We start from the raw sequence: 14,704 nt of genomic DNA on the forward strand, positions 1-14,704 counted from the left end.
GAATCGGGATGAACAACTCCATCGTCAGCGCAGCCGCGTCCATGGGCGCTCTCCAACAGAAGCTGGACGTACTCGCCGACAATATCGCCAACGTCAACACGAAGGGCTACAAGCGCAAGAGCACGGTGTTCGAGGATATCCTGACCAACGTTCAGCCGCACGAAAAGTCGTTCGAGCTGCCGGGCCGGCGGACGCCGCTCGGCTTCACGCAAGGCTGGGGCGCTCGCGTCGTCGGCCAGCAGATCGACATGGCCCAGGGCGCGATGCAGCAGACGGACAGCCTGACGGATCTTGCGATCGCGGGCAACGCCCTGTTCGAGGTTCGCTCCGGCGGGACGCTCGACAGCGCGCGCGCGTTCACGAGACAAGGCGCCTTCCAGCTGTCGCCGACGGGCCAGGGCGACAGTCTGCTGACGACGGCGGAAGGCTATCCGGTCGTGGCCGTGAATCCGGACGGACAGGATACGTTCGTGCGCGTGCCGAATCAATATGAGATGATCGTCGGCGCCGACGGCAGGCTGACGGCCCGTTCCTCCGACGGCAACGAATCGATCGAGCTGGGCACGCTGCGGCTGGTCGAGGTCAACAAGCCCGAGCTGCTGCAGGCGGTCGCGGACAATTTGTACGGCGTGCCTTCCGACGTGAACGTGGCGGACGTCGTCGCGAACGTCGTCGCCAGGCCCGACGAGGCGGGCGGCGTCGCGATCCGCCAGGGCTTCCTCGAGGAGTCCAACGTCAGTCTGGTGGACGAGATGGCCGACCTCGTCAACGTCCAGCGCGCTTATCAGCTCAGCGCGAGAGCGCTCAGCTCCGGCGACCAGATGTCGCAGATGGCCGCGAATCTTCGCGCGTGACGCGGGTTGAACGTCGGCGGCGGGCGTTGCTTCAGCATGCGCTGCCGACGGGCCGCTTGCGCAATTCCGACCCAAAGCTTAGAATAAATTGACTCGAACGCATCGATTTATTCGGGCTTCTTTATTCTGAAGGAGGATCTACCGTGTCAGCTACGAAGCGTCCGACGGACAAGAAGCGGCGATCCGCGGGACGTCTCATGATGCTGATCGTTTGGATTGGCGTCAAGGTTTTGTTCGTCCCGGTATTGTGCATCTTGGCGCTCCTGGCGGGGCTTGGGATCGGATACGCGGTGCTCGGCAAGCAGGAATGGTCGGACGTGTTCGACTGGAATACCTGGAAGCACATGTACGATCTCATTTTCGAGGGCAGTCGCTAGCCGCCGTTGGATTTTAGGAGGCAGGCACGCCGCGAGTGCGGGATTGTAAGACAACAAGGAGACTCCCCGTCTTACGGCAAGGGGAGTTTTTTTTATGCGCAAATGCGATACATATGGTATCATTTACCCGTGACGATCGAACGGGATTTTACCCGAAGCGGGACTGGCGGTATAATAAAAGCTGACAACGGTCTTGCGATCGCGATCGCGGAGCCGATGGCGGAATGGGAGGCTCCGGCGGTGAATGTGCCGAATCTGTTGACGATGTCCCGCTTTGTCCTGATCCCCGTTTTTTTGGCGCTATTTTTGGACGGACATCCTATATGGGCGTTGATCGTGGTTTTCGCGGCCGGAATTACGGACATGCTGGACGGCTATATCGCCCGCCGCAGCGGTCTTGTGACGCAGATCGGCATTATGCTCGATCCGCTGGCGGACAAGCTCATGATGCTTGCCGTCGTGGGAGCGTTGCTGGCGGCCGGAGAGATTCCTTGGCTTGCGGCTGGCGCGATGGCGTTTCGCGAGGTAGGGATGATCGCGTTCGGCACGTTCTTTCATTTTCGGGGCAAGCGCACGGTGCCCGCCAATTCGTTCGGCAAGCTGACGACCGTCATCTATTACCTCGCCATCGTGCTGTTGATCCTCGATCGGCCGGGGGGCGTCGTCGCACTTTGGATTGCCGTCGGTCTGTCGTTCGTGACGTCCTTCGTTTATCTTGCTTCATTTAAAGAACTGAACGGCGAGACGAAGTCCGCTTGAGCGTGCGCAGCCGTACCGAAGGGCGACAAAAGGACTTGCCGCAAGGCCGCGCGGGAAGCGATCGGCACCGGAGGCAAGCCCTCTTATATTCAACCTTCGCGGCTGCAGGACGCGGAAGGATTATACATAGTATGGGCGCCGGGGCCCGCTGTTATTCCTTGGTCGCCGTACATTCGGAGGGAGTATCGTTCATGCTCGACATCAATCAAATTCAAGAGATCATTCCGCACCGCCAGCCTTTCCTTCTTATCGACCGCATCCTCGAGCTCGAGCCTGGCAAACGCGCGGTCGGACTTAAAAACGTGACGATGAACGAACCGTATTTTGCCGGGCACTTCCCTGGCTTCCCGGTCATGCCGGGGGGTCCTGATCCTGGAGGCGCTTGCGCAGGTCGGAGCCGCGGCGATCCTCGGACTCGAGGAAAACAAGGGGAAGATCGGCTTGTTCGCCGGCGTGGACGAGTTCCGCTGGCGGGGGGCAGGTTACGCCAGGGGACACGCTGACGCTCGAGGTCGAGATTATCCGGCTGAAGGGACCCGTCGGCAAAGGACAGGCATGCGCAAAGGTGGACGGCAAGGTCGTCGCCGAAGGCGTGCTGATGTTCGCGCTGACCGATCCGGCGAAGGAGAGATGAACGTACGGCCCCGGCGCGCCGGGCTCTCGCGGTGTGACGCAGAGTGCGGCGCCTGGGTATAGATAAAGAGACCACAGACGGAAGGATGAGAATTTGATGACCATTGCTGCGAACGAAGTGTATGAATCCTGGCTTAACCATTCCAAAGTAGACGCCTCGACCAAGGAGGAGCTGCGCGCGATCGCGGACAAGCCCGCGGAGATCGAAGACCGCTTCTACCGCGAGCTCGAGTTCGGCACGGGCGGCCTCCGCGGCGTGATGGGCGCGGGCACGAACCGGATGAACCGGTACATGATCGGCCGAGCGACGCAGGGCTTCGCCAATTACTTGCTGCGCAACTTCGAATCTCCCTCCGTCGTCATCGCGCACGATTCCCGCAATAATTCGGATATCTTCTCGCTCGAGACGGCCCGGGTGCTGGCGGCGAACGGCATCAAGGCTTATTTGTTCCGTTCGCTGCGCCCGACGCCTCAGCTGTCGTTCGCGGTCCGGGATCTGAAGGCCGCAGGCGGCGTCGTCGTGACGGCCAGCCACAACCCGCCCGAATACAACGGGTACAAGGTCTACGGCCAGGACGGCTGCCAGCTCGTGCCGCATCAGGCGGAGCAGGTCATCGCCGAGATTCGCGAGGTCGACGCGTTCGAGGACGTCAAGCGCCTGAGCCAAGCCGAAGGCGAGGCGCAGGGCCTGATCGTATGGCTGGGCGAGGACGAAGACAATCGGTTCGTACATACGGTAGCCGCGCAATCCGTTCATCCCGAGGTGCTGAAAAGCGGCGCCGGAGCGGCGTTGTCCGTCGTTTATACGCCGCTGCACGGCGCGGGCAACATGCCCGTGCGCTGGGTGCTGGCAGAAGCGGGCTTCACGAACGTTCACGTCGTGCCCGAGCAGGAGCAGCCGAACGGCATGTTCTCGACCGTCAAGTCTCCGAACCCGGAGGAGCACGAGGCATTCACGCTCGCGATCAAACTGGCGGATGAAGTAGGCGCGGATATTATTATCGGCACCGATCCGGACTGCGACCGCATGGGCGCCGTCGTCAAGAACGACAAGGGCGAATACGTCGTGCTGTCCGGCAACCAGTCCGGCGCGCTGATGGTACATTATTTGCTGTCCAATCTGCAGGCCAAGGGACGCCTGCCTGCGAACGGCGCCGTCATCAAGACGATCGTCACGAGCGAGATGGGCGCGGACATTGCGCGTTCCTTCGGCAGTACGGTCATCAACACGCTTACCGGCTTCAAGTACATTGGCGAAAAGATGACCGAGTTCGAATCCACGGGAGAGCACGCCTTCCTATTCGGCTACGAGGAGAGCTACGGCTATCTCGCCGGCACGTACGCGCGGGACAAGGACGCGGTCGTCGCGTCGCTGCTCATCTGCGAGGCTGCGGCGTTCTACAAGACGCAGGGCAAGACGCTGTACGACGTATTGCTCGAGCTGTACGCGAAGTATGGCACGTACCTGGAGAAGCTGGAGTCCCGCACGCTCAAAGGCAAGGACGGCGTCGCCCAGATCGCCGCGATCATGGCGGACTGGCGCTCGAACCCGCCCGCCGAAGTAGGCGGCATCAAGGTGGATCAGGTGCTCGATTACGAGCTGGGACTGGACGGCCTGCCGAAGGAAAACGTGCTGAAGTTCTTGCGCGCGGACGGCTCCTGGTTCTGCCTTCGTCCTTCGGGAACCGAGCCGAAGATTAAAGTATACTTCGCCGTTCGCGGCGACGGTCTCGATGGCGCGAACGCCGCGCTGGACGCGCTGGTGGTCGCGGTCATGGCGCGCGTAGACGCGCTTAGCTGAAGAGGTCCCGCGCCGCTTCGGCCCACCATTCTGCCCGCAGCCGCATGCGCTCCGCACGGCTTGCGGGCGCTTGTGCGCTTGGCGGCGGCGAGGCATGCGGTCCGAAATCGTAGAGCGGCCGGACGAACGAATGGGAAGACGATTTGACGGACGTATAGAAGGAAGGTTGGCGGCGACGGCGCCTGCCTGCAGAGTTCCTGTGTCCGCGCGCTGTCGCATCCTGTCGCGGTATTGCGCGGGAATTCGCGGGAAATGAAGTATAATGACGTTAGCGGACCATTTCGTTCGAAACTTGAGCGAAAGCGTCTTCGTCTAATAAACGGAACTACATAGGCTTCGTGCGCTTCGACGAGCCAAGAGGGAAAATCGGGGAAAAATGACGTTTTCGGCATTCGATTTTCCCTTATCTGCAATACTACATTTAATTGCCGGCAGAGGTAACTTTCGGATGAACCGCGCGGCGCTTGAACGCGGCGTGCGGCGTCGCCGATGAGATTAAAAGGGAGTGGAAGCGGTGCCTGTATGGCTGGATCAATGGAATCGCAGACTGGCGAAGTGGCTCTGGTGGGTCGTGCTGGTCGGCGTGCTGGGCTCGCTGCCCGTCGCTTATGCGCGCGTGCAGACGGAGCATTCGGCGGACAAAGTGGAAATCATCGTGGACTACAAGGACATTTTGACGATCGCCGCTACGCAGGCCGATCCGAAGGCTTTTGCCCAGGAACAGCTTAAAAAAGCTGAAGGATGCGGGCGTCAACGCCATGGCCGTGTTCGAGAGCAATCTGGACGAACTGGGCCTGACCGGGGACGTGACGATGTATACGGCGCAACAAGCCGCGCAGCTGGAAGGCGAGTTGAGCGCGCCGGGCGACAATCGTACCTACGTGATGTTCAACAAGGCCGACACCGAATCCGCGATCCGTCCGATCGTAGAGGACGCTTTCAAGCAGGCCGGCGTAAGCGTCGCGTCCTGGTCCGCGAAAGGCCGCGACGGCATCGTTCTCGGCGTCGGTCCCGATGACGCAAGACTGCGTCCGATGGAGCCGAACCCGCTCGCCATGCAGGCGATTCACGATGCCGGGCTGATGGTCGTGCCGCGCATTTCCGATCGCACCCAGCCTTACGATGCCGCGCGCGTGTCCGACTGGCTGGCCAAGTTCAAAGCAGTTGGCGCTACGCGGATCATATTCGACGGGGGAGGCCGTCACGGGATACAACAGTCAGGCCGACCAGCGGAGTTTGGACGACTTTGCCAAGCAGCTCAAGGAAGGTGGATTCGGCGTCGCCGTCATCGAGAATTTGAAGGCGCCGCAGCTTGGCATGGGCGCGCTGGCCCAGAAGCTTAACTACAACGCGGTCCGCCTGCACTCGGTGTCCGAGGGCGAGATGATGGTGATCAGCCCCGAGACGCTGAAGGACCGTCTCGTGCTGGCCGTGAAAGACCGCAACATTCGAATGATCTACCTGAACGCCGCCCCGGCTCGCGACGACAAAAAGGCGGTCGTGACGCACCCGATCGACAAGACGATCGTTACGGCGCTGACCGGAGACGACGGCGCGATCGAGCGCATGCGCGACTTCGGCTTCGTGACGGGCGAAGCCCATGCCTTCAAGGTTCACAAGGCGCCTGCCGAGGCGTTGTGGCGTGGTCTCGCGATCGCGGGCGCGGTCTCTTTGATCGCGCTGATGATCGGCCTGTTCCTGCCGCCGCTGCTGCTGCCGGTCGCGATCCTCGGGTTTATCGGCGGCGCGGGCGTGTTCCTGCTCGATTCGTCGCTGCTGACGCAGGCGCTGGCGCTGTTCGTCGCGATCGCGGCGCCGACGGTGTCCGTCGTGACGCTGGTCCGTCTGCTCCGAGCGAGGAGGAGCCGTCCCGAGAACTTCCGTCAGTCCGCAGGACGTCGGCTGGGGGCCGCGATCCTGTTCTATATACGGACGGCGATCTTGTCCGTCATCGCCATCCCGTTCGTGATCGCGCTGCTGAACGACATCACGTACGAGCTCGTGCTGCAGCAGTTCCGCGGCGTTAGCCTTCTTCACCTTGCGCCGATCGCGCTGGTGGCGCTGTACGTGTTTTTCTACGGCTCGGCCAACGGCTTCTGGGGCAACATCCGGCAACTGCTGGTCATGCCGATCAAGGTATTCTGGGTCGTCGTCGGCGTCTTCGTATTAGCCGCGGGCTACTACTACCTGACGCGTACGGGCAACGGCGGCTCCGCTTCCGGCATCGAGATGAAGCTGCGCACGTTCCTCGAGACGACCTTCCACGTTCGTCCGAGATTCAAGGAATTCGCGATGGGGCATCCGCTCATGCTGCTCGGCCTGTTCCTGTCGCTTCGCTATCCGAAATGGCCGCTCGTGCTCATCGTCGCCGCCACGATCGGACAGCTGTCGATGGTCGATACGTTCGCGCATATCCATACGCCTGCCGTGCTGTCCGCCACCCGGGATCTGCTGGGACTCGGCATCGGCTTCCTGATCGGCCTCGTGCTCATCGTCGCATGGCAGGTGCTCGAGCGATTGTGGGCGGCTTGGGGGGAAACGGATTGCCGTGAAGTGAGCTCCGCGCGGGCGCGATGGCGCGATAATCTAGGGTGCCGGGTAGAGTGAACGTCGCGCGGAAGCAAGGTTCGGGCGAGATCCGGCAGATGGGGTAGAGCGAGCGTGGCGCTTGCGGTAGGATTCGGTGAAGACCGGATGGGACCGGGTAGGCGAGCGTTATGCAGGCGGCATGATCCGGAGAAGACCGGATGGGGCCGGGTAAATCAAGCGTGCGCAGGCCGCAGGATTCGGGCAATATCCGGTGGAATCGGGTAAGAAGAGCGTAGGCGTTAGAGGCGCGGCGTCTGCCGGCAGGCAGCGCCGCAGCTCCCCGTGCGAGGCGAGGCGGCGCATGTCGGCTGCCACCCTTACTTGAGGCGCGGGTCGCTTTCATCTGAATTTAAGGCAAACATAGGCGGTGCATGGCATAATGGGTATGGCAAAAACGGACCGAAAGCTGCGGCTGGTGCTGTCCGGCTACTACGGCTTCCGCAATAGCGGAGACGAGGCGGTGCTGCTCAGCATCCTGAACGCGCTCGAACAGGCCGGCGAAGATCAAGGCGTATTCGTCGAGCCGATCGTGCTGTCCGGCGATCCGGCCTGGACGGCCCGGCAGTACGGCGTCTGGTCGGTGCCGCGCATGAAGCTGCGCGAGGTGCGCGAGGCGATCGCCGCCAGCGACGGCGTCATCAGCGGCGGCGGCAGCCTGCTCCAGGATGCGACGGGTCTCGGGTCGATCCCGTATTATCTGGGCATCCTGGAGATGGCGCGCTGGGCGCGCAAGCCGACGTTCGTGTACGCCCAGGGCATCGGACCGGTAAAGCGGCGGATGTTCGGGCCGTTCATCGCGCGGGCGATGCGCAAGGCGTCGTACGTGTCGGTGCGGGACGGCGAATCGGCCGCGCTGCTGGCCGGGTTCGGCGTCCCGGAGGACCGGGTCGCGGTCGTGCCGGACCCGGTCATGGGGCTGCCGCTGCCGCCGGCGGACGGCGGGGCGGCTGCGGTTCGCGGCGCCGCTGCCGCAGGCGGCGCCGAAGGTGGCGGGCCCCGCGCGGCCGAAGGCGCTGGGCCCGCGGGGGCGGACGGCGCCGCCGAAGGCGCGGCGCGCGAGGGCGGCACGGACAGGCCGCCGCTGGTCGGCGTGTCCGTGCGGTTCTGGCGCGGCGACCGGTCCGATCTGGACCGGATCGCCGCTGCGCTGGCCGCGCTGGCGCGACAGCGCGCGGTGCGGCTGCGGTTTTTGCCCTTTCACGAGGGCGCGGACGAGGACGCGTCGCGCTACGTGATCGAGCGGCTGGGCGAAGCCGCCGCCATGGCTGAGATCGCGCCCGCGCACGATGCGCCGCAGGAGATGCTGCGCGAGATCGACCGCTGCGACCTGCTGGTCGGCATGCGGCTGCACTCGCTCATTTACGCCGCCAACCGCGAGGTGCCGCTGCTCGGCTTGTCCTACGACCCGAAGATCGACCAATTCCTGCATCGCCTCGGCGACCGTCCGGTCGGAACCGTCGACGCGATCGATTTGCAACATTTTGCGGCCAAGGCCGTCCAATTCATAGAAGATCCGGCACAGTGGCGCATCGACCATTACAGCGCCATCCGGCGACTGAAGGAAGAAGCGGCCGTACCGGCGCAGCGAATCGTCGAAGCCTGTCTGGAGCTTAGAGGGAGATAAACCATGTCTCAATCCGCGGAAGCGCGCAGTTTTCCGACCGTATCGATTTACGGCATCCCTTTTTCCAAAATGAATATGGTCCAAACGGTCGATTATCTCGTTAAGGCGGTAGCGTCCGGCAAGAGCCATCGCGTCGTCACCGGCAATCCGGAGATGGTCATGAAGTCGCTCCAGAATCCGGTGTTCCGCAAGGCGCTGGCGACCGCCGAGTTGGTCGTCCCCGACGGCACGGGCGTAGTTTGGGCGGCGCGGCGCGTCCGCCAACCGGTGGCCGAACGCGTCGCCGGATACGACCTGCTGCACGAACTGATGCGCGAGGGTGGCCGTCGTCATTGGAGCGTATATTTGCTCGGCGCATCGCAGGATGTCGTGGACGCGGCCCGTGCCAAGCTGGCTTCGCTCTATCCCGGCATTCGATTCGCGGGCGTTCGCAACGGGTATTTTACCGACAGAGACGATGAAGCCGTCGTATCAGCCATTCGCGAAGCGAAGCCCGACCTGCTGTTCGTCGCGCGATCGATGGATAACCAGGAGCCGTGGCTGGCGAAGCACCAGGCCGCGCTCGGCGTCCCCGTCATGATGGGCGTCGGCGGCAGCTTCGACGTGCTGGCCGGCAAGACGAAGCGCGCCCCTGCGGTATTTATCAAGCTGAGGCTGGAGTGGTTCTACAGGCTGCTTCGGGAGCCGACGCGGATCAGGCGAATGATGGTACTTCCCCGATTCGCGATCAAAGTGGCCCGAGACGGCGATAACCTTTTGCAAACGAAATGAAAATGCGTGAAAACAAGCTTGCATGAAGGAAAACGGCCTTTTTTGCCGGAATTCGGCGAAATTATTGGCTTGTTCATTCCCGTGCCGGAGCGTATAATTCATTCCGGTACATAAGCTAAAGGAGATGTAAAGATGCCGACAGGCTGGATGGTTGGAATCGGGATTACCGGATTTGTGCTATCGCTCGCGCTTGCGCTGGTGCTGACGCCGCTCGTCAAGAAGTTCGCGTTTCTCGTGGGCGCGGTCGACAAACCGAATTATCGCAAGGTGCACACGCGGATCATGCCCCGGCTCGGTGGCCTGTCCTTCTACGCTTCGTTTACGGTCATTATTCTTCTCTTGCTGCCGCTTATTCCGGAGCACTGGTTCAGCGCTCACGACAAACGCCTCATCGGCGCGCTGCTGACAGGCGGTTCGCTCATCGTACTGCTCGGCGCGCTGGACGACAGGTTCCAGCTGTCCGCCAAGCTCAAGCTGCTCGTGCAGATCGCTGCGGCGTGCGTCGTCGTTTTCGGCTTCGATATTCGAATGGACTTCGTTAACATACCTTTCGGCGCTGCCAGCCAATCCCTGACGGATTGGATCAGCATTCCGCTCACGATCTTCTGGATCGTCGGCGTCACCAACGCCATCAATCTGATCGACGGGCTCGACGGCCTGGCGGCCGGCGTATCCGGCATCGCGATCAGCTCGATTCTGGTCATGTCCGCCCTGATGGGCCAAGGAACCGTCGTTATCCTGTGCGCGGTGCTGCTCGGCGGCATTATCGGTTTCCTGTTCTTCAACTTCCACCCGGCCAAGATCTTCATGGGCGATTCGGGCGCGCTGTTTCTTGGCTTCGCGCTGGCGATGCTGTCGATGCTCGGGTTCAAGCAGATCACGGTCGTCTCCTTCGTGACGCCGCTGCTGCTAATCGGCGTGCCGCTGTCGGATACGTTTTTCGCGATCATTCGCCGCCGCGTACAGAAGAAGCCGATATTCGAGCCAGACAAAGGGCATCTGCATCACTGCCTGCAGCAACTGGGCTTCAGCCACCGCAAGACGGTGCTGATCATCTACGGCGTGGCCGCATTCTTCGGCGCATGCGCCGTGCTCCAGTCGGTCTTCTCGAACTCAGGCGTCGGCAACTGGCTGACCTTCGTCGTCATCTGCGTGCTGCTCGTCCTGCTGCAGATCGGCGCCGAACTCATCGGCATCGTGGACAAGTCCAAACGTCCGATCCTGAACTTCCTCGCGCGGATGCGCGTGAAGGAGACGGCGGGCACGCGTTCCAAGTAAAGCTTGAGATTAACGGCCCTGTTCCGCGCGTGCGGGCAGGGCTTTTATTATGCCAGAACGGGGCGAGTGGGTACGGAGTCTTATTATGGAGAAAATGGCTAAACAATTGGGGCCGAGCGACCGATAACAACAGTACGATAACTGTCTTCCGAGGCAAGTTGGGTGGTGTTCGTTCCTTTATTCCGTTTTCCGACGTCCCTATAACTAACGATCCCGCACAAGGAGGATTTTTCCTTTGAAACTTCTGAACACACGGTTTATCGCTTGGGTGCTGACGCTGGCGCTCGTCGCGACGCTCCTGCCATTGACGCCCGTCAAGTCCGCGGATGCGGCATCGGCTTACTTCCAATTCGACGATTACAGCACTTCTGATCAGGCGCCTTCCGAGGTGAACAACAATGTTATCGACATTGCGGGCACTTTCAGCGGCGTTTCTTCTACGACCATTAACTATAAGATCGAAAAGCTGATCATAAACGGATCGACCACCAAGGTTGCCGAGTCGTCGATCGGTTCGACGAAGCCTATCATTACCGGATCTAATTCTTTCCGTTTCGCTGGTATCACGATTTATGACGGCCTGAACCGAATTACGGTTACCGGTACGAATACGGCAGGCAATATTGTCGACGGCACTGCTTACGTGAATTTTACGAACGTGCCTGTCATCTCGGACATCAAGCTGATCGACGGCACCGTGCTCCCCGAGAGCAGCTCGCTTCTCGTGACCAGCCCGACCGCCACGATCTCCTTGAAGGCGCCCAATGCGACCGAAGTAACGATCAACGGAACGCAGATGTTTGGCGGCGCCGGTTCTAGCTTTGTGTTGTCCGGTATCGCGCTGAATCATGGCTTGAACACCTTGACGATCGTTGCTAAAAACGCAACGAAGACTTATGAATTGAAGCGGTATCTTGTATACTATAACGGTTCATTAACGGCCTATGGCGTTAAGATGGGAACACAGGAGATCGGCGGTGAGCCGACCTTCACTTCGGCAATTGCTTCGACGAGTGTATCGGGTACTGTTGTCATTCCCTACACCGGTACGACCGTACCTGCGGGCAATGTCACAGTAGAATTGTGGAAAACGGGAGACACCGCTGCGACTTCCGTCTCCGGCAGCACCTACTCGCTTGTAAACACAACACCCGGTTATGTGATTTACAACTTTACAACGATAGCTAATAATTTTGATGTGTCCACGAATGGCGACTATTATCTGCGTATCATCGGTCCAAGCCCAACGCTGACGGATACGCTGGCGTTTAAGATGCTGCTGTCCGGTTCCCCTAGCATCGCGGGCATTAAGCAGATGTACAATGTAACAGTGCCTTCATCGGGGACTACGGTTACGGCAGCCTCGACCGCAAATTTTTCCAACAATGCAGTGGTTTCTCAACTTCCGCTTTATCTACTGCTTGATACTTTGAATTTCGGTTCAAATACAGTCGATGTCAAAGTCGAGCGCGGTACTGAAGATGTAACGGCCCAATCGGATATTGTGAAGAATTCATACTTCGATGGCGCGGGCAAGCCTGTATTGCTTATTCGCAGTTTGCCGGCCGGTCAACTGAAGTTGACTTTTGCCATTAAGAACGGTGCGACGACACTTTATACGCTTACTCGCGCCTTTACTTATAATCCGGCGCCGGCGATCCAAATCGAAAACTTGTACACCGGCATGACGTTTACTGATCCAACCAACTTCCTGAATTACAACATTGTGGGCAGTCTGCCCAACTTCAACTTGTACACCGCCGCAGAGCTCAATTCGCTCCAGGTTACGCTTAACGGCAGAACCGTGCCGTTGAATCAGGGCAGCAACATTACAATTAGCTCCGGCAAGTTCACGTTTGTTCCCGGCAATACGACGCCGACGCCAATTTCGCTTGTGGCCGGTGCGAATACGATTACGTTTTCAGGCAAAGCGAGCGGCGTTCCCGTATCTACTTCCTATACGATCTATTTGTTCTCGGACGATGAGCCGGCGGTAACCAGCATTAGACCGGTGCCTTACGTTCTGCCGCCGAACAACGACGATCCTACTTTGCCAAAGCGCAAATTCTCGGATCCCGACGTGAAGTTTGCGGTCACGGACACCAATGAATACACGACGACAGAAAAGTCGCTCGACCTGCTTTTCAAGGCCAAAGACTTCGACGAAATGGATATGCTGATTGATGGCAAATCCGTTGCAACAGGAAAGATTAATACTTCTGTCACACCGGCAAGACTTGATTTGACGGATCCTGCGACTCCAGCAGACAGTATCAAACCTTTTGTAGATATGAGAGCGAATAGCTTGCCGCTTACGCAGTACTCCCTGCAGTCCGGAGAGACCGAATACCAGATTCGTCTTTCGGAGATCAAGCTGCCGACTTCCGGCAAGATCACCTTTACGGTTATCCTGCGGAAGGGCACCGTTACTGTATCCCAGACGATCACGATCATTCGGGATTATTCTCCGTATCTTGTGCTATCGCCGAAGCTGCCGAACGAGGCGGTCATCAACGCAAACTTCCTGCCGATCAGCATCAAGGCGGAGGGTGCGAGTCAAGTGCTTATCGGCAAGGTTGAGATGACTAAAGGCGAGGGCGACATTTTCCGTTACGAGATGCCTAATCTTAAAGCCGGCAAAAACACGATTAAATTTACGGTCGTCACTGGTACGCAAAAGGTGAACGGTTCATTTGACGTAACTTACGCAGCGGACAATTCGGTAGCTGCACAGTACAAAGCGAATGTATCTGCTTCGGGCAAAGTCAACATCTTTAGCGGCGAGCTACAGTTGTCATTTCCGAAGAACACGTTCCTGCGCCAGGCCAATACGAGTCCGGGACAGGACGTAAAGACGGTCGATCTGTTCAACTCCCAGCAGATCTACTTCGGCATTGCCGATCGAACGGATGGACGTACTTTAAAGAAATATAACGCTGTAGGCGAGACGGATCTGGCGGGCAACTCGCTTGATGGTACGATCAAGGATGTACCGGTGGATTCGTATGCGGTCGATCGTTTGACGCCTAAAACGAATTTCGCGTATGCCTCCAAGCTGTTTTGGATCGATGCAGGCTACTTCGACGCGACGGCATCGACAACCAGCGGCGAATTTACGATGGTGAAGGCGATGCAGCCTTATCAGGCTTCGAACATGTTCTACGGCCGGGTGTATGACGCCTCCAAATGGCTGGAACCTTCGCAACGAGGCTCCATTACGTTGAAATATGACGCGAACATTGCGAACGTCTACGGGCAAAACTTAAGCGTCTGGCGCTATACGAACAATGGCTGGGAAAACATCGGCGGCGTCGTTAACACGTCTAACAAGACTGTAACCGCCCCATTTGACGGCTTCGGGTACTATACGGTTATGGGCTTGCGCTACAGCTTCAGCGATATTATCGGCCACAAGTATGCGCGGCTCGCGCTGGAGTCCATGTTCTCCCATGGCGTCATGAACAACAAGGATGCGAACTCCTTCGGCGTCTATGAGAACATCACGCGCGGCGAATTCGCACAAATGCTTGTGAAGATGATGGGGATTCCGCTCCAGTATGACCCGAACAATATGACGTTCGACGACGTACAGCCATTCGATTACCCGGATCAGCCGTACTGGAATTATCGTTACGTCGAGACGGCGGTCAAGAAGGGGTATATCAGAGGCAAATCGCCTCGGTTGTTCATGCCCAACGACAACCTGACGCGCGGCGAAGCGGCCGTCATGATCGCGAGGGCGCTAAATCTGGTGAAGAGCAATGCGGATGCCGAGAAGGATCTTGCGTCTTTGCAAAAGATTTTCACCGATGCATCGACGACGGACACTTATGCAGTGAGTTCGATCTTGGCCGTGAACAAGGCCGGGTTTATCTCTGGAATTGCCAACACGGTCTCTGGCGGCAAAGCGACGTTCCGCTACGAACCGGACTCCAATCTCTCCCGCGCGGATGCGGCGGTCATCGCACAGCGCGTCATGAAGAAGCTCAAGAAGCTTTAATGTCCGGTCGGGAGTCTC

The 14,704-nt window shown here is 59.3% G+C and carries 10 protein-coding genes and 1 pseudogene; all 11 read left to right on the top strand.

Features of this window, described 5'->3' with window-relative positions; genetic code table 11:
• The first annotated feature begins 8 nt into the window (after window positions 1-8).
• The 11 genes and pseudogenes from OMP40_RS22200 to OMP40_RS22250 all read left to right on the top strand — a co-directional run bounded on the left by OMP40_RS22200 (window position 9) and on the right by OMP40_RS22250 (window position 14,686).
• Window positions 9-854, top strand: a complete 846-nt coding sequence (locus tag OMP40_RS22200) for a flagellar hook-basal body protein (RefSeq protein WP_277534603.1) — start codon at window positions 9-11, stop codon at window positions 852-854.
• A 143-nt stretch (window positions 855-997) separates the two neighbouring features.
• Complete coding sequence (locus tag OMP40_RS22205) at window positions 998-1,231, top strand: DNA-directed RNA polymerase subunit beta (RefSeq protein WP_277534604.1); 234 nt, start codon at window positions 998-1,000, stop codon at window positions 1,229-1,231.
• A gap of 240 nt (window positions 1,232-1,471) precedes the next feature.
• Complete coding sequence (locus OMP40_RS22210; RefSeq protein WP_277534605.1) at window positions 1,472-1,990, top strand: CDP-alcohol phosphatidyltransferase family protein; 519 nt, start codon at window positions 1,472-1,474, stop codon at window positions 1,988-1,990.
• A 191-nt stretch (window positions 1,991-2,181) separates the two neighbouring features.
• Window positions 2,182-2,624: pseudogene (fabZ, locus tag OMP40_RS22215) on the top strand (3-hydroxyacyl-ACP dehydratase FabZ).
• A 96-nt stretch (window positions 2,625-2,720) separates the two neighbouring features.
• Window positions 2,721-4,424 carry a phospho-sugar mutase gene (locus tag OMP40_RS22220; protein WP_277534607.1) on the top strand — a complete coding sequence of 568 codons (1,704 nt, stop codon included), beginning with the start codon at window positions 2,721-2,723 and terminating at the stop codon, window positions 4,422-4,424.
• Between the two features lie 710 nt (window positions 4,425-5,134).
• Window positions 5,135-5,767 (top strand): DUF5693 family protein, encoded by a 633-nt coding sequence (locus OMP40_RS22225; RefSeq protein WP_277534609.1) that lies wholly within the window; start codon window positions 5,135-5,137, stop codon window positions 5,765-5,767.
• On the top strand, window positions 5,661-7,031 hold the full coding sequence (locus tag OMP40_RS22230) for a DUF5693 family protein (RefSeq protein ID WP_277534610.1): 1,371 nt from the start codon (window positions 5,661-5,663) through the stop codon (window positions 7,029-7,031). Before OMP40_RS22225 ends, OMP40_RS22230 begins: the two co-directional genes overlap by 107 nt.
• Window positions 7,032-7,392: 361 nt before the next feature.
• Window positions 7,393-8,637 carry a polysaccharide pyruvyl transferase CsaB gene (gene csaB, locus OMP40_RS22235; RefSeq protein ID WP_338131205.1) on the top strand — a complete coding sequence of 415 codons (1,245 nt, stop codon included), beginning with the start codon at window positions 7,393-7,395 and terminating at the stop codon, window positions 8,635-8,637.
• Between the two features lie 3 nt (window positions 8,638-8,640).
• The gene (locus OMP40_RS22240; RefSeq protein ID WP_277534612.1) at window positions 8,641-9,408 is read left to right on the top strand and encodes a WecB/TagA/CpsF family glycosyltransferase; all 768 of its coding nucleotides are present in this window, start codon (window positions 8,641-8,643) and stop codon (window positions 9,406-9,408) included.
• Between the two features lie 147 nt (window positions 9,409-9,555).
• A complete protein-coding gene (locus OMP40_RS22245; protein WP_277534964.1) occupies window positions 9,556-10,686 on the top strand; it encodes an MraY family glycosyltransferase in 1,131 nt (376 codons plus the stop codon).
• Window positions 10,687-10,921: 235 nt separating this feature from the next.
• Window positions 10,922-14,686, top strand: coding sequence for an S-layer homology domain-containing protein (locus OMP40_RS22250; RefSeq protein ID WP_277534613.1), 3,765 nt, complete (start codon window positions 10,922-10,924; stop codon window positions 14,684-14,686).
• Window positions 14,687-14,704: the final 18 nt, after the last annotated feature.

The organism is Cohnella rhizosphaerae, assembly GCF_029525575.1.
Lineage (GTDB): Bacteria > Bacillota > Bacilli > Paenibacillales > Paenibacillaceae > Cohnella > Cohnella rhizosphaerae.